The following is a 20472-nucleotide window of genomic DNA, read 5'->3' as shown; positions in this document are numbered from 1 at the left end:
TTGCCTCAATGCGGCAGGCGGTCGGCGATCTTGGCCAGGCCGGCGGCGGCACAGGCCTCGTCCTTCTCCCCGCCCGGTGCTCCGCCGACGCCGATGGCGGCCACGATCTCCCCCTTCGCCTTCACGCCGACGCCGCCGGCCAGCAGCAGGATATCCGGCAGGGAGGCGAGGGCCTGGGTGCTGGGCCCGCCGCGGGTCTTCTCCACGAAGGCCGAGAGGGTATCGAAGCCGAACACCGGCCCAAGGGTCGCGACCGTATAGGCCTTGCGGAAGCTGGAGGTGCGGGTGTGGGTGGTGGAATGGTCGCCCTTCACCAGCACCCGGGTCTCGCCGGACACGTCCACCACCGCCACGGAAACCGGCCAGCCCTTCTCGGAGCAGGCGCGCACCGCCTCCAGCGCGGCCTCGTTGGCGAGCGCCAGCGGCAGTTCCCAGCCGGACCCGCGCACCTGCGCTGCTGCCGGCGCGGCCAGCCCCGCCAAGATCAGCGCCAGCAGCGCGCCCGGCAGGCGCGCGCCAATACCCCTGGTGGAAATCCCCTTGCTCATGGTCATCACCTCCTGCCGGCTCACCCGGCAGGACCGCTCCTAGCAGAGGAGGCGTAACCCCTAAATATCAAATTTAACGGTTTCACGCAGGCGTGACGGCACGGCCCTTCAGGCCGGGGGCCGGCGCTTGGCGCGGGCGGCCAGCGTCGCCAGGGCAATGCCGGTGATGACCAGCGCATAGCCCGCCATATGGTACCAGGCGATGGTCTCACCCAGGAAGATGATGGCGAGCGCGGTGCCGAACACCGGCATCAGGTGCAGGAACGGCGCGGCGGCGTTGGCCCCCACCAGTTCCACCCCCCGGTTGAAGAACAGGTAGGCGACGATGGACGGCCCAATCATCACATAGGCCAACACCCCCAGCGTCATGTGGTCGAAATGCAGGATGCGCCCCTGCGCCGCTTCCCACAGCGCGAACGGTGCCAGCAGCACCGAGCCCAGCGCCATGATCGAGACAAGGAAGGAGAGCGGCCCCAGCCCCGGCCGCTTGCGCAGGATGGCGGCGTAGAAGGCATAGATGACCAGCGCGCAGATGATCCACACGTCGCCGATGTTGGGCTTCAGATGCAGGAAGGTATCGAGGCTGCCGTGGCTGATGATCACCAGCACGCCGACGAGCGAGGTGACGATACCGGCCATCTGGCCGAGGCTCAGCCGCTCGCGGAAGATGAAGAAGGTCCACAGGGCCACCAGCAGCGGCGCGGTGGACTGCACCAGCAGGCCATTGAGGGCCTGGGTATATTGCAAGCCATAATAACTCATGGCGTTGTAACAGGCGATGCCGGTGGCCGCGAGCAGCACCAGCAGCCAGAAATGGCGGCGGATGAGCGGCAGGTCGCGCCGCACCTGCCCGAGGGCGAACGGCAACAGGATGAGCGTCGCCCCGGTCCAGCGCACGAAGGCCAGCGTCACCGGCGGCACATGGCCGGCGACGACGCGCCCGATCACGATATTGATGGCCCACAGCAGCGCCGTGACGGTGAGCAGCAGGTAGGGCGCGTCATACAGGGCGAATCCCGACGCGCGCGGAGGCCTCAGCGACATCTTTCCTCCCGCTTGATGGGATCCACGCCTTCGGCGCGGGCTTGGGGCCAGCTCCGGTGGGAGCGGGCCCGGCAGGCGACCGCTGTAGCGTCATCCGAGGCGCGGGGGAAATCGATTTTGGCGCACGCACCCATCAGCGGGCGTGATGGGTCGCGCCCGCGCAGCCCGCGCCTCAGGCCGGGCGGAACACCGCCGTGTTGCCGGAGGGATCGCGCGCGGTGAGGCCGCCGCCCTCAAGCGCCGTGAAGGCGACACCCGCCGCCGCGAGGCGCTGGCCGAGGGCATCGATGGAAACCTGCGGCAGCCGAACGGTGAAATGGTCGAGCCCCGCCGTGCCGGTCGCCGGCGCGGGTGCGCCCGAGGACTGCCAGGTGTTGAGGCCGAGATGGTGGTGGTAGCCGTCCGCGCTCACGAACAGGGCGCCGGGATAGCGCGCCATGATGGTGAGGCCCACCGTATCCACCCAGAAGCGCCGCGCCGCCTCGAGGTCGGACACCTTGAGATGCACATGCCCCATGTCGGTGCCGGCGGGCGCGGGTTGCGCGGCCGGCGGAGCCTCGCGGGACAGGGCATTCAGGTCGAGGGGCAGCGTCGCCATGGCGATGGTGCCGTCCGGGCTGCGCGGCCATTCGTCGGCGGGGCGGTCGCGATAGATCTCGATGCCGTTGCCGTCCGGGTCGTCCACATAGAGCGCCTCGCTCACCAGATGGTCGGAGGCGCCCATGCGCAAACCCATGTGGTGGAGCGCCATGAGCCGCGCGGCGAGGCTGGAGCGGTCGGGCACGCGGATGGCCATGTGGAACAGCCCCGGCGCCCGGACGCCGGCGCGGGCTGCGTCCGGCCGGCGGGCGATCTCCACCAGCGGGCGGCCGCCGGCGCCGAGCACCGTGGTCTCGCCGGTGGAGAGCACCTCAAGGCCCACGCCGTCGCGATAGAAGGGGATCAGCCGCTCGGGATCGCGGCTCGTCAGGGCCACGGCGCCGAGGGCGAGGTCGTGAGGCGCGGTTTCAAGGGGGAGGGAGAGGGCGGCGGTCATGGTGAAGCTCCTTGCGGGGCGGAGGCGCCTTTCGGGGCCACCGCCTGCGTTGCTCCAAATATGGTGGAAGTGGCAGGCGCACGCCATTGCACCAACGCAAGCAAAGTGGAGCGCCGCCGCACGCCTTTCCGACGGGCCCATCTCGGGCGGACTTCAGTCGGTAAACCAGTCCTCGGAGATTTTCCGGAGCTTGCCCCGGCGCCATTCATAGACCTGGGTGCAGCGCATGTAGCGCTCGGGATTGGGCCGCGTGCAGTAGGCCGAATGGGAGAAGACGATGACCTGCGGCACCTTGCGGCCCTTGTTCTCGATCTCGAAACCGCGCGCACCGCGGTCGAAGGCCCGGACCCAGCGGCCGGGACCGGTGGAGACGAACAGGATGTGCCGGAAGCCGTCCGAGCCGATCCAGGGGGTGAAGCCACCGTCGCAGGCGATGGCGTGGGTATCGATCAGATAGTCCGGCCGCCCGTCGGGGGAGACGTTGACCACCTCGGCGAGGGTGCCGGGCTTCCAGTTCGGCCTGCCCTCGGCGGCGCGGCACTCCGCTTCCAGTTCCTGCACCGCCCGCGCCACCACCTTCGGCAGGCCGGCATAGGGATCGGCGGCGGGGCCGGGTGTCGGGGCCGGTGCGGTGGAGGCCGGTGCCGAAACGGCGGGGGCAGGCGGATTGGGGGCCGCTTCCGACGTAGCCACGTCCACCGGCGCACCCTCGGCCCGCGCAACCGGCACGCTCACGGCCGCGAGGGCAACGACTAGAGCGGACGCCATCAGCGACCGCCCCCGTCCACCTGCATCTTCAAGGGCCATGCGCCCTCTCCCGGCAAATCGAGCACCGACCTGTCAAAGGCGCCGATCAGCCTACATCGCAGGCCGATCGGCGAAACCTTTCCCCGGCGCGCCCGGCTCAGGCCGCCTTCTGGGCCTGCCGGTCCACGATGGCGACGATGTCGGCCATGATGCGGTTCAGCTCGAAGTTCTTCGGGGTGTAGACGGCGGTCACGCCGAAGCCCTTGAGCTGCACCTCGTCCTCCGGCGGGATGATGCCGCCCACCACCACGGGGATGTCGGACAGCCCCTCGGCCCGCAGGCGGTCCATCACGTCGCGCACCAGCGGCACGTGGGAGCCGGAGAGGATGGAGAGGCCGATGACGTGCACGCTTTCTTCCAGCGCGGCGTTCACGATCTCGGCGGGGGTCAGGCGGATGCCCTCGTAAACCACTTCCATGCCGCAGTCGCGGGCGCGCACGGCGATCTGCTCGGCGCCGTTGGAATGGCCGTCGAGGCCCGGCTTGCCCACCAGGAACTTGATGCGCCGGCCGATCTTCTCGGAGACCGCGTCAACGCCCTTGCGCACCTCGTCCAGCCCCTGCGTGTCCACCCGGGCGGCACGGCCGACACCGGTGGGCGCGCGATATTCGCCGAACACCTCGCGCAGGCAGGAGCCCCATTCGCCGGTGGTGATGCCGGCCTTGGCGCACACGATGGAGGGCTCCATGATGTTGCGCCCCTCCTGCGCCGCGCTCTTCAGCGCTGCGAGGGCCGCCGCCACCGCCTTACTGTCGCGGGCCTCGCGCCAGGCCTGAAGGCGGGCGATCTGCTCGGCCTCCACGCCTTCGGGCACCGTGAGGATGGCGCCTTCCCCGGTGGTGAGCGGCGAAGGCTCGGTCTCGGTCCAGCGGTTGACGCCCACCACCACCTGCTCGCCGCGCTCGATGGCCTCCAGCCGGCGGGTGTTGGATTCCACCAGCTGCTGCTTCATGTAGGAATTCTCGATGGCCGCCACCGCGCCGCCCATGGCGTCGATCTGCGCCAGCTCCGCGCGGGCCTCTTCCTTCAGCTGCTCCACCTTCCTCGCGATCTCGATGGAGCCGTCGAAGATGTCGCCGTATTCGAGCAGGTCGGTCTCATAGGCCAGCACCTGCTGCATGCGCAGCGACCATTGCTGGTCGAACGAGCGGGGCAGGCCCAGCGCCTCGTTCCACGCGGGAAGCTGCACGGCGCGGGCGCGGGCGCCCTTCGACAGGGTGACCGCCAGCATCTCCAGCAGGATGCGATAGACGTTGTTCTCCGGCTGCTGCTCGGTGAGGCCCAGCGAATTCACCTGCACGCCGTAGCGGAACAGCTTCTGCTTGGCGTCGGTGATGCCATAGCGGTTGACGCAGATCTCGTCCCACAGATCCACGAACGCGCGCATCTTGCACATCTCGGTGATGAACCGCATGCCGGCGTTCACGAAGAAGGAGATGCGCCCCACCACCTCGCCGAACACCTTGCCTTCCGCCTCGCCCGACCTCTTCACCGTGTCGAGGATGGCGATGGCGTTGGCGAGCGCGAAGGCCAGCTCCTGCACCGGCGTCGCCCCGGCCTCCTGCAGGTGGTAGGAGCACACGTTCATCGGGTTCCACCGGGGCAGATACTCAGTGGTGAAGATGATGGTGTCCTTGGTCAGCCGCATGGACGGCGCCGGCGGGAACACATAGGTGCCGCGCGACAGATATTCCTTGATGATGTCGTTCTGGGTGGTGCCCTGCAGCTTGGTGCGGTCGGCGCCCTGCTCGTCGGCGGTGGCGATATAGAGCGAGAGCAGCCACGCCGCACAGGCGTTGATGGTCATCGACGTGTTCATCTCGGCGAGCGGGATGCCGTCGAACAGGGTGCGCATGTCGCCGAGATGGGAGATCGGCACGCCCACCTTGCCCACCTCGCCGCGCGCCAGCGGGTGGTCCGAATCATAGCCGGTCTGGGTGGGCAGGTCGAAGGCGACCGAGAGGCCGGTCTGGCCCTTGGCGAGGTTGGAACGGTAGAGCTTGTTGGACTCCGTGGCGGTGGAGTGGCCCGCATAGGTGCGGAAAAGCCAGGGTTTGTCGCGCGCCACCATTCCTGTTCCCCCATCTGGTCGTTCTGGATTGGACGCGATTGTGCGTCGCAATGGCCTGGACGTCGATGGGAAATTGGTGGAGGTCGACGGCACAGCTCCGCGCGCGTGCCGATCCCGCCTGTCATCCATGCACCGGCGCCGCGCGCGCCTCGCAGCTTCAGCGCTCGAAGGATCGCGCGCGGCCGCCGGCCCTGCCCCTACCGTTTCACCAGCGAGATGATGAACAGCAGGATGATGGCGCCGATGGTGGCCGAGATGATCTGGCCGATCATGCCACCCACCACGAACACGCCGCCGAACAGGAAGCCGCCGATGAGGGCGCCGACGATGCCCACCGCGATGTTGCCGATGAGGCCGAAGCCATAGCCCTGGAAGATCTGCCCTGCCAGGAAGCCGGCGATGGCGCCGACGATGACCATCCACAAGATACCCATGTTCCGTCCCCTTTCGTTGTCGCTGCCCCGGCCTGGCCGGCCTCGGCGGCCGGCCCGTCCCGCGACGCCCCAGCCTAGCGCCTGCAGCGCGCCTCGTGAATGACAACGCGAGCGTGGCCTTGTGGTTCGCAGAGTGCGGAAATTGTTCCCCAATGGTCCAAAGTGGGGGGTATCGCTTTGGAATTTTTCTCTGCTACGCTGCAACGCAAGAAGCCCCCAAAGACGCGACCGAACGGTCCGTAAAAATGCCAGGAGAGGACGAAAGCCATGGCCCAGACGGCAGCCGCCAACGCGAACGAGGGACCGGTGAAGGACCTTTATGAGCTGGGCGAGGTTCCCCCCCTCGGTCACGTCCCCGCCAAGATGTACGCCTGGGCCATCCGCCGCGAGCGCCATGGGCCGCCGGAAGAGTCGTTCCAGCTGGAAGTGGTGCCCACCTGGGAGCTGGGCGAGAATGACGTGCTGGTCTACGTCATGGCCGCCGGCGTCAACTACAACGGCATCTGGGCGGGCCTCGGCCAGCCGATCTCGCCGTTCGACGTGCACAAGGCGCCCTTCCACATCGCCGGCTCCGATGCCTCGGGTATCGTCTGGGCGGTGGGCTCCAAGGTGAAGCGCTGGAAGGTGGGCGACGAGGTGGTCGTGCACTGTAACCAGGACGACGGCGACGACGAGGAGTGCAACGGCGGCGACCCCATGTTCTCCCCGTCCCAGCGCATCTGGGGCTATGAGACGCCGGACGGCTCGTTCGCCCAGTTCTGCCGGGTGCAGGCGCGCCAGCTGATGCCGCGCCCCAAGCACCTGACCTGGGAAGAGAGCGCCTGCTACACCCTCACCATGGCCACCGCCTACCGCATGCTGTTCGGCCATCCGCCGCACACGGTGAAGCCGGGCGACTACGTGCTGGTGTGGGGCGCCTCGGGCGGCCTCGGCGTGTTCGGCGTGCAGCTCGCCGCCGCCTCCGGCGCCCATGTGATCGGCGTGATCTCCGACGAGACCAAGCGCGACTATGTCCTCGGCCTCGGCGCCAAGGGCGTGATCAACCGCAAGGATTTCAAGTGCTGGGGCCAGCTGCCCAAGGTCAACTCGCCGGAATACAATGAGTGGACCAAGGAAGCCCGCAAGTTCGGCAAGGCCATCTGGGACATCAGCGGCAAGCGCGACGTGGACATCGTGTTCGAGCATCCCGGCGAGCAGACCTTCCCGGTCTCCACCCTCGTGGGCAAGCGCGGCGGCATGATCGTGTTCTGCGCCGGCACCACCGGCTTCAACATCACCTTCGACGCCCGCTACGTGTGGATGCGCCAGAAGCGCATCCAGGGCTCCCACTTCGCCCACCTCAAGCAGGCCTCCGCCGCCAATCAGTTCATCATCGACCGGCGCGTGGACCCCTGCATGTCGGAAGTGTTCCCGTGGGACCGCATCCCCGAGGCGCACACCAAGATGTGGAAGAACCAGCACGCCCCCGGCAACATGGCGGTGCTGGTCAACACCCCCCGCACCGGCCTGCGTACCCTCGAGGACGTGATCGAGGCCGGCGCGAAGAAGTGAGCCAGACTTCGTAAGCCAGGCTTCATCCAGGACCAGGCCGCGTCCAAGACCCGCGCCGTATTCGGCGCGGGTTACCTGTGCTAGTGTGCCGTGCAACGTTCCTCCGATGGAGAGGTGCCATGGCGACGACCAAGCTCGCACGAAAGCTTCCCGCGCCACGCTCCTACGATCTTGAGGCTCTCTTCGACGCCGCGAAAGCCGTCTCGAAGAACGCCTATGCGCCCTACTCGCGCTTCCGGGTCGGTGCCGCGCTGCTGTCCGCGAACGGCACGGTGCACGTGGGCTGCAACGTCGAGAACATCGCCTATCCCATCGGAACCTGCGCCGAGGCTGGCGCGATCGCGGCCGCCCGTGCCGCTGAAGGGGCAGGCCTCGAAGCCGTCGCCATCGCCATCTATGCGGAGAAGGAAGGCGAAGGTCACGTTGCGTGCACCCCTTGCGGAGCCTGTCGCCAGCGCATCCTCGAACTGTCGCCTGCCACCACCGTCCACTTCTACGGGTCGGGCGACAAGGTCGTCAGCGTGACGGCGGCCGACCTGTTGCCCCACGCCTTCACGTTCTGAGCAAACCACCGGTCACTGGGCGTCTAGTCGAGCAGTAGGCCGAGAATTCGTTGAGCTGGAAGAGGCCGAGACCACCTTCATCGCATAGCTCTCAGGGGGGCTTCGATGCCGGACACATCCTTCAAACTCAATCCGACCTTGGAAGACGACGAGAACCACTTCGGCTACCTCAAAAAACTTGAGGGACCAGAACAATGGGCCGTCAAATATCTTTATGATCGGCTGGGCATCATCGACAACAAGATGAGCGCCCTGCTGCGGCTGAACGGCATTATCATCGGCTTTCTTTCGCTCGCGGTGTTTCGCGTCGCCGAAAACTCGAAAATCGTGACCTGGCCGATCATTTTCCTTTCAATGTGCGTCGTCGTCTTTGTGGTGCTCACGTACGCGGAAATCATGGGTGCGCGAATTTTCTACCTGGCGTTTGATCGCGTCACCCCATCGAGAACGTTTGACGATTATTGCAAGACGGCGATGAACATCACGATCACGCGTGAACGCCAGTATCGCCAGGCGTTCTGGGCCTCGGTCGGCGGCATCGCGCTCTTCATCCTGATGTTCATGTTCGTCGCAGTCGGGGATATCTACAAGCTTTCGACGGCAGGCGCCGAGGCGCTCCCCGCCCCCTGCCCGCCGGCTGCCTCCTGCACGCCGCCCCCTAAGCCGCCGGCTTGAGCGCGGCCAGTTCCCCCGGCAGGGCATAGGCCCAGCCGCTGATGGAGCCGGCGCCGAGGCAGATGATGTAGTCTCCGGGCTTCGCCAGCCCACCCACCACTTGGGCAAGCCGTTCCGGTCCCTCCAGCGCCGTCACCGAGCGGTGGCCGTGGGCGATGAGGCCCTGCACCAGATGGTCCCGGTCCGCGCCCTCGATGGGGGTCTCGCCGGCGGCATAGACCGGGGCCACCACCACGTGGTCGGCATCGTTGAAGCAGGTGCAGAATTCGTCGAACAGGGAGGCGAGCCGCGAATAGCGGTGCGGCTGCACCACGGCGATCACCTGCCCCTCACTCGCCGCCCGCGCCGCCTTCAGCACGGCGGCGATCTCCACCGGGTGGTGGCCGTAGTCGTCGAACACGGTGACGCCGTTCCATTCCCCGGTGCGGGTGAAACGCCGCTTCACGCCACCGAAATTGGCGATGGCCTCGATGATCTTGTCGTCGGGCACCTTCAGCTCATGGGCCACCGCGATGGCCGCAGTGGCGTTGAGCGCATTGTGCTTGCCCGGCATGGGCAGCTTGAGCCCGGAAATCTCGTGCACCGTCTCCCCCGCGCGGTTGCGGAAGACAACGCCGAAGCGGGTGATGCCGCCCTTCAGGTCCACGTCCACGAGGCGCACGTCCGCCTGCGGGTTCTCGCCATAGGTGATGACGCGCCGGTCCTCGATGCGGCCCACCAGCGCCTGCACCACCGGATGGTCGATGCACATCACCGCGAAGCCGTAGAAGGGCACGTTCTCCACGAAGGTCTTGAAGGCGTCCTGCACCTTGTCGAAGGTCTTGAAATGGTCGAGGTGCTCGGGGTCCACATTGGTGACGATGGCGACTTCCGTGGGCAGCTTCAGGAAGGTGCCATCGCTCTCGTCCGCTTCCACCACCATCCAGTTGCCGTCGCCGAGGCGGGCATTGGTGCCGTAGGCGTTGATGATGCCGCCGTTGATGACGGTGGGGTCGAAATTGCCGGCGTCCAGCAGCGCCGCCACCATGGAGGTGGTGGTGGTCTTGCCGTGGGTGCCGGCGATGGAGACGCAGCTCTTCAGCCGCATCAGTTCGGCCAGCATCTCGGCGCGGCGCACCACCGGCAGGCGCTTGGTGCGGGCGGCCACCAGCTCCGGATTGTCGCGCTTGATGGCGGAGGAGACCACCACCACGTCGGCGTCATCCACATTGACCGCGGCGTGGCCGATCATCACCTTGATGCCGAGGTCGCGCAGGCGCTTCACGTTGGCGCTGTCCGCCACGTCCGAGCCCTGCACCTCGTAGCCGAGATTGTGCAGCACTTCGGCGATGCCGCTCATGCCGATGCCGCCGATGCCGACGAAATGGATGGAGCCGAGGCCGGACGGCAACTTCATGCCAGTTTCCCCTGAAAGGTTGCGACCGCGCCCTTCGCCGCCAGATGCCGGACGAGATCGCCCAGTCGTTCCGCTGCGTCGAGCACACCCTGGCTTCTGGCCTTATCCGCCATCAGCGTCAATGATCGAGGTTCGCTGGCAAAGCTGTGAAGCTCCAGCGCCAGCCGGTCGGGATCGAACTCCACCTGCCGCAGCACCAGCGCCGCTCCCACATCGCCCAGCGAACGGGCATTGGCGGCCTGGTCCTGATCGAGGGCGTGGGGCAACGGCACCAGGATGGACGGCCGGCCGATGGCGGCCAGCTCCGCCACCGTGCCCGCACCGGAGCGCGCCACCACCAGATGGGCCAGCGCCATGCGCGCCGGCAGGTCGTCGAAGAAGGGCGCCACAAGCGCCCGCACGCCGAGGCGCGCGTAAGTGGCCTTCACCCGCTCTAGATCCTCCTCCCGCGCCTGCTGGGTGAGGACGAGGCGGGATCGCAGGTCGGCGTCGAGCCGCTCGATGGCCTCCGGCACCACGTCGGACATCACCCGCGCGCCCTGGCTGCCGCCGAATACGAGGAGGCGCAGTTCGCCCCCCGGCAGCGGCGGGTCATAAGGCGTGGCGGCGGCGGCGATGGCGGAGGGGCGCAGGGGATTGCCGGTCCACACCGCCTTGGGGGCAAGCGCCGGATCGGCCGCGACGATGCCGGGAAAGCCGGTGGCGATGGCGGTGACGCGCCGCGCCAGCATGCGGTTGGCCCGGCCCATGACGCCGTTCGCCTCATGGATCAGGGTCGGCACGCCCAGCAGCGCGGCCGCGAGCAGCGGCGGCACGGTGGGATAGCCGCCGAAGCCCACCACGGCCACCGGCTTCACCCGCTTGAGCAGCGCGAGGGAGGAGACGAGTCCGGAGGCGAGGGCAAATCCGGTGCGCGCCAGCGCCACCGGGGAGCGGCCGCGCACCGTGTCGGCGGGCAGCACATGCAGTTCGCGCGCCGGGAAATGGCCGGCATAGCGCGCGGCGCGGGCATCGGTGGCGAGATCCACGTCGAACCCGCGCCGGCCGAGCGACGCCGCCAGCGCCTCGGCCGGAAACAGGTGGCCGCCGGTACCCCCGGCGGCGAGAAGTACAATCTGCGTCACATCACCCTCGCATGGCCGCTGGAGACGGCCCCGCACCTCGAATGGCCGATCCGGTCGGCCAGATGGGGCTTGCTGCCCCGCCAATGCGGCCATTCCGGGGAAGGATTTTTCCCGGATCGCAAGGAAGCTGGCGCATCCGCGACCCCCTCGCTCAGGCGCCGCGCGGGCTTGTCGGGTCGGATCGCAAGGATGCTGGCGCATCCGCGATCCCTCCGCTCAGGCGCCGCGCGGGCTCAGGCCGGGTCCGGCATGGCGCCGGCCGGCGGCGCGAACGGCTGTGCCACAGGCTCCACCGCCGGCTTCTCGGTGAGGGCCGCCAACGCCGCCGCGCCGGGCCGCTTGCGCGAGAGGGCCAGCAGCATGCCCATGCCGAAGGCGATGGAGATGAGCGAGGAGCCGCCATAGGAGATGAAGGGCAGCGTCATGCCCTTGGCCGGGGCGATGTGCACGTTCACCGCCATGTTAATGGCTGCCTGCAGCCCGAACAACAGGGCAAGCCCGGTGATGGCGAAGCGGGAGAAGGGGTCGCTCTCCTTCGAGGCCCGCGACAGCGACCGCAGGATGATGAAGGCGAACAAAGCGAGGATGATGAGGCACAGGATGATACCGAACTCCTCCGCCGCCACGGCGAAGACGAAGTCGGTGTGCCCGTCCGGAAGCATGCGCTTCATGGTGCCCTCGCCCGGCCCCTGGCCGAACCAGCCGCCGTTGCGGAAGGAATTGAGCGCGGCGTCGATCTGGTAGGTGTCGCCCGAATCGGGATTGAGGAAGCGGTTGATGCGCTTCTGCACGTGGGACACGGTCATGTAGGCGATAAAGCCGCCGCCCGCGCCCACGCCCACCAGCCCCACCATCCAGATCCAGCGCAGCCCGGCGAGGAAGAACAGGGACGCCCACACCAGCGAGATCAAAAGGCTCTGGCCGAAGTCCGGCTGCTTCACCAAAAGGCCCAGCACGCTGCCGAGCAGGCCGAACGCCAGCAGGGTGGCCGGCATCTCCGGCCGCCGCGTGCTCTCGGCGAACAGCCAGGCGGCGAGGATGACGAAGGCCGGCTTGATGAATTCGGACGGCTGCACGGTGACGCCGGCGATGGTGAGCCAGCGCCGCGCGCCCTTCACCTCCGGTCCCACCACCAGGGTGGCCATGAGCAGCACGAAGAAGATGGCGAACACCACCATGCAGATGCGCCTGAGCGCGCGCGGCGACAGGAAGGAGGTGGCGATCATCACCACCGCGGCCGGCACCAGAAACAGCACCTGCCGGTTCACGAAATGGAACGGGTCGGCGATGCCGAGGCGCGCGGCCACCGCCGGGCTTGCGGCAAGGCACAGGATGATACCGATCACCATCAGGCCGCAGAGGGCGGCCAAAAGGGCGCGGTCCACCGTCCACCACCATTCGCTCAAGACGGTGCGGTCGGCGCGCGACATCATGGGAAGGCCACTCCGGTGCGGAACATCTGCCGCACCATGCGTCCGGGACGGTTGACGAGCGATTAAGACCCCATCCCCTTGCCGCGGACGAAGCGCCACAGCCGGCGCAACAACGACCGCTGAGGCGGGGGTGGCGGCGGAGGCGGGGGCGGCGGAGGAGGCGGCGCGTCCGGCTTGATGGGATGGAACAGCCAGTCACCCTGCGGAAAGTCCTCGGGGCGCTCGGCGAAATAGTCGGGCCGCCAGGGCCGGTACACGAAGGTCCCCGGCACGAGCTGCGGATGGAGCGGCGTGTTGGAGTAGAGCGTTCCGCGCCGCTCGGGCGGACAGAACGGCCCCTGCCCGCCCATGTCCTCGATCTTGAGGCCGCGATGGCGGGCGACGGTGGGCAACAGATACTCGAAATGGCCCTGCCAGCCGGGATCGCGCACCTCGTCCGCATAGGCCTCCATGAACCGCCGGGACATGCGCATGAGCGGGTTGAACGACCGCATGCGGCAGGCCGGGTCCACATGGGCCGGGGCCAGTGCCGTGTCCGCGAAATACCAGTCCGGATCATCGGCGAGGGGCAGGAGCGTGGTGGTCAGGAGATCGGCGTCGCTGGCGGCGAAGCGCTCGAACAGGGCGCGCCAGTCGCCGGTGTAGTCCACGTCGAATTCCATGATCCAGGTCTGGTCATGGGGCAGCGGCCAGGCGGCGGCCATGGTGAGCACGTCCACATGGCCGGGAACGAGGCCGCCGTTGCGTTCCAGCTGGCGCAGGCGCTCGGGCAGCACCTGATCCGGCGGCGGATCAAGGCACGGCTCCACCGGTGCCACGTGGTTGCCCGGATTGTGGACGAAGCGCCAGTCCACCAGCCCCTCGGTCTGCCGGCGCACCCGCTCGAAATGGGCCCTGATGCGGTCCGTGCTCTTGGTGGTGACGAAGAGACCATTGGCCATCCGCACGGCACAGCCTTGCGACCCTGCCGGAGACTCACCTGCAACGTGAACCGTCATCCATGCCCTTCCCTCCGCCCCGGATCGCGACGCCCCCGTTTAAACCGGCCGCACTATAGGGGGAAGCGCCCATGACGCAACGTCATTCGGCTATCGCCCGTCGCGAAAACACCGCCGTTCAGACACGGCTTACGAGCTTCGTTACCATCGCACAACCGACCTGTCATGCCTATCTTGAGGGGGTGCCGCGCTCCCCACGAAAAGCCCCCAAACCCACCGCGCCCGACTCTGCCGCGCCCCCGTCGGACGCGGTGCGGCCCGGCGCGCCTTCACCCGGCGCGCTGCCGGAGGTGTTCCAAAGCTGGTTCCGCGCGCGCGGCTGGACGGCGCGGGCGCACCAGCTCGATCTCGTCGCCGCCGCGCAGGCCGGGCGCTCGGTGCTGCTGATTGCCCCCACCGGCGCCGGCAAGACCCTCGCCGGCTTCCTGCCCACGCTGATCGAACTGAGCGGTGGACGCGGGAAACGCGGGGGTGTTGCCCCTCCGGACGCTCTGCCCCCTCTGGACACCACGCCCCCTCCGGACACCCCGCCCCCTCCCCAGGCCTCCCCCGCAAGCGGGAGAGGGAGCAAGGCCGCGCGGGGCGTCGGCAAAGGGGAAATGATGAATGCCGACGCCACCCCCCTGCCCTTCGCCCGCTGGCAGGCGGAGCAGCCGGCCTCGCCGCTGCACACGCTCTATATCTCCCCGCTGAAGGCGCTGGCGGTGGACATCGCGCGCAACCTCGAGACGCCCATCAGCGAGATGGGCCTGCCCATCCGCGTCGAGACCCGCACCGGCGACACCCCCTCCTCCCGCCGCCAAAGGCAGCGGCGCGACCCGCCGGACATCCTGCTCACCACCCCCGAGCAGATCTCCCTGCTGCTCGCCTCGAAGGATGCCGAGCACCTGTTCAGCGGCCTGAAGCGCGTGGTGCTGGATGAGTTGCACTCCCTCGTCACCTCCAAGCGCGGCGACCTGCTGGCGCTGGCGTTGGCGCGGTTGCGGGCCATCGCGCCGGGGCTGCAATGCGTCGGCCTCTCCGCCACCGTGGCCGAGCCCGACGACCTGCGCCGCTATCTGGTGGCGCAGGATGAAGGCGCCGCCACGCCCGTCCCCGGTCACGCCCCCCTTGCCGACCTGGTGGTGGCGCAGGGCGGCGTCGCGCCCGACGTGCGGATGCTGGAAACGGACGTGCCCATGCCGTGGGCCAGCCACATGGCGCTGCATGCGGTGCGGGACATCTATGCGCTGCTGAAGGCGAACCGGCTCAGCCTCGTGTTCGTCAACACCCGCCGGCAGGCGGAATTCATCTTCCAGGAGCTGTGGCGCATCAACGACGACAATCTGCCGATCGCGCTCCACCACGGCTCGCTGGCGGTGGAGCAGCGGCGCAAGGTGGAGGCGGCCATGGCCGCCGGGCGGCTGAAGGCGGTGGTGGCTACCTCCTCCCTCGACCTCGGCATCGACTGGGGCGACGTGGACCTCGTCATCAATGTAGGCGCCCCCAAGGGCTCCTCACGCCTGCTGCAGCGCATCGGCCGCGCCAACCACCGGCTGGATGAGCCCTCCCGCGCCGTGCTGGTGCCGGCCAACCGGTTCGAGGTGCTGGAATGCCGGGCGGCACTGGAGGCGGTGGCGGTCGGCGCGCAGGATACCCCGCCGGAGCGCCTCGGCGCGCTGGACGTGCTGGCCCAGCATATCCTCGGCATGGCCTGCGCCGCCCCCTTCGCCGCCGACGCGCTCTTTAACGAGGTGCGCTCGGCCGCGCCCTACCGGCACCTGCCCCGGGAAGACTTCGACGCCGCCCTCCAATTCGTCGCCACCGGCGGCTACGCGCTGAAGGCCTATGAGCGCTACGCCAAGATCCGCCCCACCCGCGACGGCCTGTGGCGGGTGGCCAACCCCATGATCGCGCAGGCCTACCGGCTGAACGTTGGCACCATCGTGGAATCCACCATGCTGAAAGTGCGACTGGTTTCGGCCCGCGGCGCGGCCAAGACCGGGGTCACCGGGCGGGTGCGCTTCGGCGGGCGGATGCTGGGCGAGGTGGAGGAATATTTCGTGGAGACCATGGTGCCCGGCGACACCTTCGTCTTCGCCGGCGAGATCCTGCGCTATGAGACCCTGGTGGAGGACGAGGTCTATGTCTCGCGCACCACCGCCACCGAGCCCAAGGTTCCGGCCTATGCCGGGGGCAAGTTTCCCCTCTCCACCTTCCTCGCAGCGGGGGTGCGGGCGCTGCTTGCCGCGCCCGAGCGCTGGGCCGCGCTGCCGAAGCAGGTGCGCGAGTGGCTGGAACTGCAACGCCTGCGCTCGCGCCTGCCGGGCCGCGACGACCTGCTGGTGGAAAGCTTCGTGCAAGGCGGGCGTTATTATCTTGTCACCTACCCGTTCGAGGGCCGCCTCGCCCACCAGACCCTCGGCATGCTGCTGACGCGCCGGCTGGAGCGGGCGCGGCTGAAGCCGCTGGGCTTCGTCGCCAACGACTATGCCCTCGCGGTCTACGCAGCCGGCGACATGGGCGCCGCCATCGCGGGGGGCCGGCTCGCGCTGGCGGACCTGTTCGACGAGGACATGCTGGGCGACGACCTTGAGGCGTGGCTGGCGGAAAGCGCCCTCATGAAGCGCACCTTCCGCTATTGCGCGGTGATCGCCGGGCTGATCGAGCGGCGGTTTCCGGGAAAGGAGAAGACATCGCGGCAGGTCACCGTCTCCACCGACCTGATCTACGACGTGCTGCGCCGGCACGAGCCGGACCATCTTCTACTGCGCGCCGCCCGGGCGGATGCCGCCACCGGCCTGCTGGACGTGAAGCGGCTCGCGCAGATGCTGGCGCGCATCAAGGGACGCATCGTGCACATGCCGCTGGAGCGGGTGTCGCCGCTGGCGGTGCCGGTGCTGCTGGAGATCGGTCAGGAGAGCGTGGGGGGCGAGGCAAGCGATGCGCTGCTCGCGGAGGCGGAGGAGGAACTCATCCGCGCCGCCATGGGTTGATCAGGTCAGATCAGGCGGGTCTTACCGCATCCGGCTTGGTCGCGGATCGGCGGTGGGTATCCGGAAACAGGGCGCACAACATCGCTCCCGCGACACACTCAAGGCGCGTGGCGAAAGGTCTGGCGGCCGATTTCGCAACTGCGAAGGCGCCAACTCAGCTGTTGCACTTCGGAAACGGGCAACTTTGAACGGTCTCCATTTCCATCACAATCACGTGATCAGACGGCGCGCAAAAAGCTCGCCGTCCAGCCCGGATATCAGAACATCACGCCGCCGAGCATGCCGACCGTGGCGGCATTGGCCTCGTGAGGGGCAAAAAACGCAGCAATTCCAAGGATGGTCACCAGAGCGCCGGTGACAGCAAGCTTCCGAACCATGGCCATTCTCCAAAATCGTCGTCTACAGGGCTAACGATGCAGGTCGATTAAGAGTTCCTTAACCAAGTCTGTCTGAACCCCCTTTGATGCTCCCGTTCAGAAAGTGTTCAGGAAAGTCACGGCTGCGTGACGATTGCGCCCGGGGGAGGGTCAGGACGATTGACCTTTGGCCCGCATGATGTTGCATCGCAGCAGCAAGGGTTCCGCCGAAGGAGGTACAGGCATGTCGCAGAAGAGCGCGGGCGAGAGCGGGGCGCTGAAGATGTGGCGCGATCTCGAGGCCCCCGGCGTCGCCGCGTTCGAGGACCTGGCCCGCGACGCCTTCGCCCGCCTGCCCGAGTCCTTTCGCGCGCTGTGCGAGGGCCTCGTCATCCGCATCGAGGACTTTCCCACCGACGAGGTGCTGGACGAGATGGAGGCCGAGACGCCGTTCGACCTGCTCGGCCTGTTCCAGGGCATCGGCCGCGCCCAGGCGGACGCGGTGGCCCACACCGGGCAGATGCCCAACATGGTGTTCCTCTATCGCCGCCCCATCCTCGATTACTGGGCCGAGCACGAGGAAACCCTCGGCGACGTGGTCACCCACGTGCTGGTGCACGAGATCGGCCATCACTTCGGCCTCTCCGACGACGACATGGAGGCCATCGAGGACCGGGCCAATTGACCGCAGGGAAAGCCGCGCCTTAGCGCTGGACCGGCCCGTCGCCGATTTTTTAGAATGAATCAAAATAAGGAGGCTCATGTGGCCGTCGATCCCAAACTGTCGCGCTATGGGGCGCCGTTGCGCGCTATCCACTGGCTCACCGTTCTGAGCATCATCGTGGTGTTCGGCATCACCTATTTGGAGGGTTTCTTCGCGCGCGGCACGCCGGCGCGGGAGCTCATCTGGTGGACCCACATCTCGGTGGGCCTCCTCCTCATCGCCCTGGTGGCGGTGCGCATCCCGGTGCGGATCTTCGGGCCCACGCCGCCAGCGTCGGCGCAGATCAGCCGGCCGGTGGCCATCGCCTCGCACATCGTGCACGGGCTGCTCTACCTGCTTCTGATCGCGACCCCGTTCGTGGGCATCTATCTCGCCTTCCTGCGCGGCAACGAGGTCAGCTTCTTCTCGCTGTTCACCATCCCCTCGCCCATCGCTCCGGACCGCCCCATGGCCCGGCAGGTGCAGGAGGTGCATGAATGGCTGGCCAACGGCCTCGTCATCCTCGCGTTCCTGCACGCGGCGGCCGCTGTGGTCCACCACGTGCTGCTCAAGGACGACGTGCTGAAGCGCATGCTGCCGGAACGCGTCGCGCCCTGAGCGGCGGGAGCGGCCCAAACCGGCGCGCGGGCCTTCGCGCGCCGGTCTTCTTGACTGGGCAAGGGCGGATGCGCCTGTTATGGAGGGGCCTCAGGCAGGAAGCCTAAAGACAAGCCGAGGCTCAAGGTCCCATGGAGAAGTTCACCGTCCTCGAGGGCGTCGCCGCCCCGCTGAAGCTGGTCAATGTCGATACCGACATGATCATCCCCAAGCAGTACCTCAAGACCATCAAGCGCACGGGCCTCGGCACCGGCCTGTTCTCGGAGATGCGGTACAAGGACGACGGCTCGGACAATCCCGACTTCGTGCTCAACCAGAGCGCCTACAAGAATGCCAAGATCCTGGTGGCCGGCGACAATTTCGGCTGCGGCTCGTCGCGTGAGCACGCGCCCTGGGCGCTGCTCGACTTCGGCATCCGCTGCGTGATCTCCACCTCGTTCGCCGACATCTTCTACAACAACTGCTTCAAGAACGGCATCCTGCCCGTGGTCGTCTCCAAGGAGGACCTGGACAAGCTGTTCGACGACGCCGATCGCGGCGCCAACGCCACCCTCACCATCGACCTGCCGGCGCAGGAGATCCGCGGCCCGGACGGCGGCGTGGTGAAGTTCGAGATCGACCCGTTCCGCAAGCGCTGCCTCATCGAGGGGCTGGATGACATCGGCCTGACCCTGGAGAAGGCCCCCGCCATCGCCGCCTACGAGACCGCCAAGGGCGCCGAACAGCCCTGGCTGTGAGCAGTTGCAGCCCCGCGCGGGGCTGATCGCGGGACGGACGGGACCAAAGCCTCTACGCCTCCGCGATTTACGGGGGCGCTGGCGGGACCTGAGCCGCTGAGTCCCTGTCCCGCTTGTGAGGGAGGGTTGGGGAGGAGGGGACGGCTCTTCCCCACCCCGGTCGCCCTCCGGCTTGACCGGAGGGTCCATCTGGCGCTCTGCAAATCCCCGCCGCGTTTTCCAGGCCGGGCCATGGGCCGTCCGGTCAAGCCGGAGGGCGACGGCGCTCTGTCACCTCAAGGCGCCGCCGCATCCTCAACGTCATGCTGCGCACAAAAGCCCGAGGGGAGGGCTGCTTAGCCCCTCCCCCTGCTTTTGCCGCGCTTCCGTCCCGCGCGGTCGGCGTGCTATCGGGGGCGCAGCGGATGGCATCGCTATTCCGCGAGGCTTTCCCCCCTGCCGTGAGCATCATGCCGGGTTCCCAGCGCGCCAGCCGATCCGTTGTCGTGGATCTCATCGCCGTGCTCGCGGCGGTGACCGCCGGCGAGCCGCGGGTGATGACGGTGACGAAGGGCAGCGCCCTGCCCTCCGGCCCATTCGAACTGGCCCACCGCTCGCTCCAGCAGGGCCTGCGCGACTGGGTGGAGCAGCAGACCCACCATCCGCTCGGCTATGTGGAGCAGCTCTACACCTTCGCCGACAAGGACCGCGCCGACGCGGACACGGCACCGCGCACCATCTCCATCTCCTACCTGGGTCTGACCCGGGAGCATGACGCGGCCGAGACCGGCTGGCACAGCTGGTATGAATACTTCCCGTGGGAGGATCACCGCGCCGGCCCGCCTCCGGTGATCGCCAAGGTGCTGGCGCCTGCGCTTGCCGCCTGGGCGGAGGATGCGCCCACCGTCGGCATGCGCAGCGAGCGGCGGCTGCGGGCGGCGGCCACTTTCGCCCTCGATGGGGCGCGCTGGAACGAGGAACTGACCCTCCAGCGTTACGAGATGCTGTACGAGGCCGGCATCGTCGCCGAGCGCCTGCGCCGCGAGGGCAAGAACGAGGCGGGCGGCGCCGGCCGCCCCATGATCGCCGACCACCGGCGCATCCTCGCCACCGGCATCGCCCGGCTCAGGGCCAAGATCAAGTATCGCCCGGTGGTGTTCGAGCTGATGCCGCCCACCTTCACCCTGCTGCAGCTGCAACGCTGCGTGGAAGCCATTGCTGGCCGCACCCTGCACAAGCAGAATTTTCGCCGGCTCATGGAACAACAGGAACTGGTGGAAGAAACCGGCGGCACAGCCTCCGAAAGCCTTGGACGGCCAGCAAAACTCTTCCGCTTCCGCCACGCCGTGGTGGAGGAGCGGGCGCTGGCCGGGACCAAATTGCCCCTCGCGCCCACTTGACAGTGCTTATGCTCAGTATAAGCA

18 protein-coding genes are annotated in these 20472 nt (G+C 68.0%); 8 read left to right on the top strand and 10 right to left on the bottom strand.

Features of this window, described 5'->3' with window-relative positions:
- Positions 1-5 precede the first annotated feature (5 nt).
- From V5F66_RS01285 to V5F66_RS01260, 6 genes are all read right to left on the bottom strand, one after another.
- Positions 6-548, bottom strand: a complete 543-nt coding sequence (locus V5F66_RS01285) for a GlcG/HbpS family heme-binding protein (RefSeq protein WP_012113221.1) — start codon at positions 546-548, stop codon at positions 6-8.
- Positions 549-656: 108 nt separating this feature from the next.
- The gene (locus V5F66_RS01280; RefSeq protein ID WP_394000780.1) at positions 657-1592 is read right to left on the bottom strand and encodes a DMT family transporter; all 936 of its coding nucleotides are present in this window, start codon (positions 1590-1592) and stop codon (positions 657-659) included.
- 172 nt (positions 1593-1764) lie between these two features.
- Complete coding sequence (locus tag V5F66_RS01275) at positions 1765-2628, bottom strand: VOC family protein (protein ID WP_394006413.1); 864 nt, start codon at positions 2626-2628, stop codon at positions 1765-1767.
- Between the two features lie 153 nt (positions 2629-2781).
- Positions 2782-3435 carry a hypothetical protein gene (locus V5F66_RS01270; RefSeq protein WP_394093039.1) on the bottom strand — a complete coding sequence of 218 codons (654 nt, stop codon included), beginning with the start codon at positions 3433-3435 and terminating at the stop codon, positions 2782-2784.
- A 97-nt stretch (positions 3436-3532) separates the two neighbouring features.
- A complete protein-coding gene (locus V5F66_RS01265; RefSeq protein ID WP_394093038.1) occupies positions 3533-5506 on the bottom strand; it encodes a methylmalonyl-CoA mutase family protein in 1974 nt (657 codons plus the stop codon).
- A 197-nt stretch (positions 5507-5703) separates the two neighbouring features.
- Positions 5704-5940, bottom strand: coding sequence for a GlsB/YeaQ/YmgE family stress response membrane protein (locus V5F66_RS01260; protein WP_012113216.1), 237 nt, complete (start codon positions 5938-5940; stop codon positions 5704-5706).
- A gap of 267 nt (positions 5941-6207) precedes the next feature.
- Here V5F66_RS01260 and ccrA point away from each other — a divergent pair, with 267 nt between their 5' ends.
- The 3 genes from ccrA (at position 6208) to V5F66_RS01245 (ending at position 8729) form a co-directional block, all read left to right on the top strand.
- Positions 6208-7491: a crotonyl-CoA carboxylase/reductase gene (gene ccrA / locus V5F66_RS01255; RefSeq protein WP_012113215.1), complete on the top strand. Its 1284-nt coding sequence runs from the start codon at positions 6208-6210 to the stop codon at positions 7489-7491.
- Positions 7492-7610: 119 nt separating this feature from the next.
- Positions 7611-8054, top strand: coding sequence for a cytidine deaminase (cdd, locus tag V5F66_RS01250; protein WP_394093037.1), 444 nt, complete (start codon positions 7611-7613; stop codon positions 8052-8054).
- A 105-nt stretch (positions 8055-8159) separates the two neighbouring features.
- Entirely contained in the window at positions 8160-8729 is a 570-nt protein-coding gene (locus V5F66_RS01245) for a hypothetical protein (RefSeq protein ID WP_394093036.1), read from the top strand.
- Here V5F66_RS01245 and murC read toward each other — a convergent pair.
- From murC to V5F66_RS01225, 4 genes are all read right to left on the bottom strand, one after another.
- Complete coding sequence (gene murC / locus V5F66_RS01240) at positions 8713-10125, bottom strand: UDP-N-acetylmuramate--L-alanine ligase (protein ID WP_394093035.1); 1413 nt, start codon at positions 10123-10125, stop codon at positions 8713-8715. The genes V5F66_RS01245 and murC overlap by 17 nt on opposite strands.
- The gene (gene murG / locus V5F66_RS01235; RefSeq protein ID WP_394000792.1) at positions 10122-11249 is read right to left on the bottom strand and encodes an undecaprenyldiphospho-muramoylpentapeptide beta-N-acetylglucosaminyltransferase; all 1128 of its coding nucleotides are present in this window, start codon (positions 11247-11249) and stop codon (positions 10122-10124) included. The genes murC and murG overlap by 4 nt, the downstream gene beginning before the upstream one ends.
- Positions 11250-11482: 233 nt before the next feature.
- Positions 11483-12682 (bottom strand): putative lipid II flippase FtsW, encoded by a 1200-nt coding sequence (gene ftsW / locus V5F66_RS01230; protein ID WP_394093034.1) that lies wholly within the window; start codon positions 12680-12682, stop codon positions 11483-11485.
- A gap of 62 nt (positions 12683-12744) precedes the next feature.
- Positions 12745-13623, bottom strand: a complete 879-nt coding sequence (locus V5F66_RS01225) for a hypothetical protein (protein WP_394000794.1) — start codon at positions 13621-13623, stop codon at positions 12745-12747.
- 347 nt (positions 13624-13970) lie between these two features.
- Between V5F66_RS01225 and V5F66_RS01220 the strand changes: the two genes are divergently transcribed.
- From V5F66_RS01220 to V5F66_RS01200, 5 genes are all read left to right on the top strand, one after another.
- Positions 13971-16655: a ligase-associated DNA damage response DEXH box helicase gene (locus V5F66_RS01220; protein ID WP_445329418.1), complete on the top strand. Its 2685-nt coding sequence runs from the start codon at positions 13971-13973 to the stop codon at positions 16653-16655.
- A 600-nt stretch (positions 16656-17255) separates the two neighbouring features.
- On the top strand, positions 17256-17696 hold the full coding sequence (locus V5F66_RS01215) for a metallopeptidase family protein (RefSeq protein WP_012113207.1): 441 nt from the start codon (positions 17256-17258) through the stop codon (positions 17694-17696).
- A 78-nt stretch (positions 17697-17774) separates the two neighbouring features.
- On the top strand, positions 17775-18332 hold the full coding sequence (locus tag V5F66_RS01210) for a cytochrome b (RefSeq protein ID WP_394000800.1): 558 nt from the start codon (positions 17775-17777) through the stop codon (positions 18330-18332).
- A 131-nt stretch (positions 18333-18463) separates the two neighbouring features.
- Entirely contained in the window at positions 18464-19069 is a 606-nt protein-coding gene (gene leuD / locus V5F66_RS01205; protein ID WP_012113205.1) for a 3-isopropylmalate dehydratase small subunit, read from the top strand.
- A gap of 449 nt (positions 19070-19518) precedes the next feature.
- Positions 19519-20448 carry an NUDIX hydrolase gene (locus V5F66_RS01200; protein ID WP_086017064.1) on the top strand — a complete coding sequence of 310 codons (930 nt, stop codon included), beginning with the start codon at positions 19519-19521 and terminating at the stop codon, positions 20446-20448.
- Positions 20449-20472 lie beyond the last annotated feature (24 nt).

Origin of the sequence: Xanthobacter versatilis (assembly GCF_043193975.1) — a bacterium.
Classification (GTDB): domain Bacteria; phylum Pseudomonadota; class Alphaproteobacteria; order Rhizobiales; family Xanthobacteraceae; genus Xanthobacter; species Xanthobacter autotrophicus_E.
This window is presented reverse-complemented; position numbering and strand designations above follow the sequence as displayed.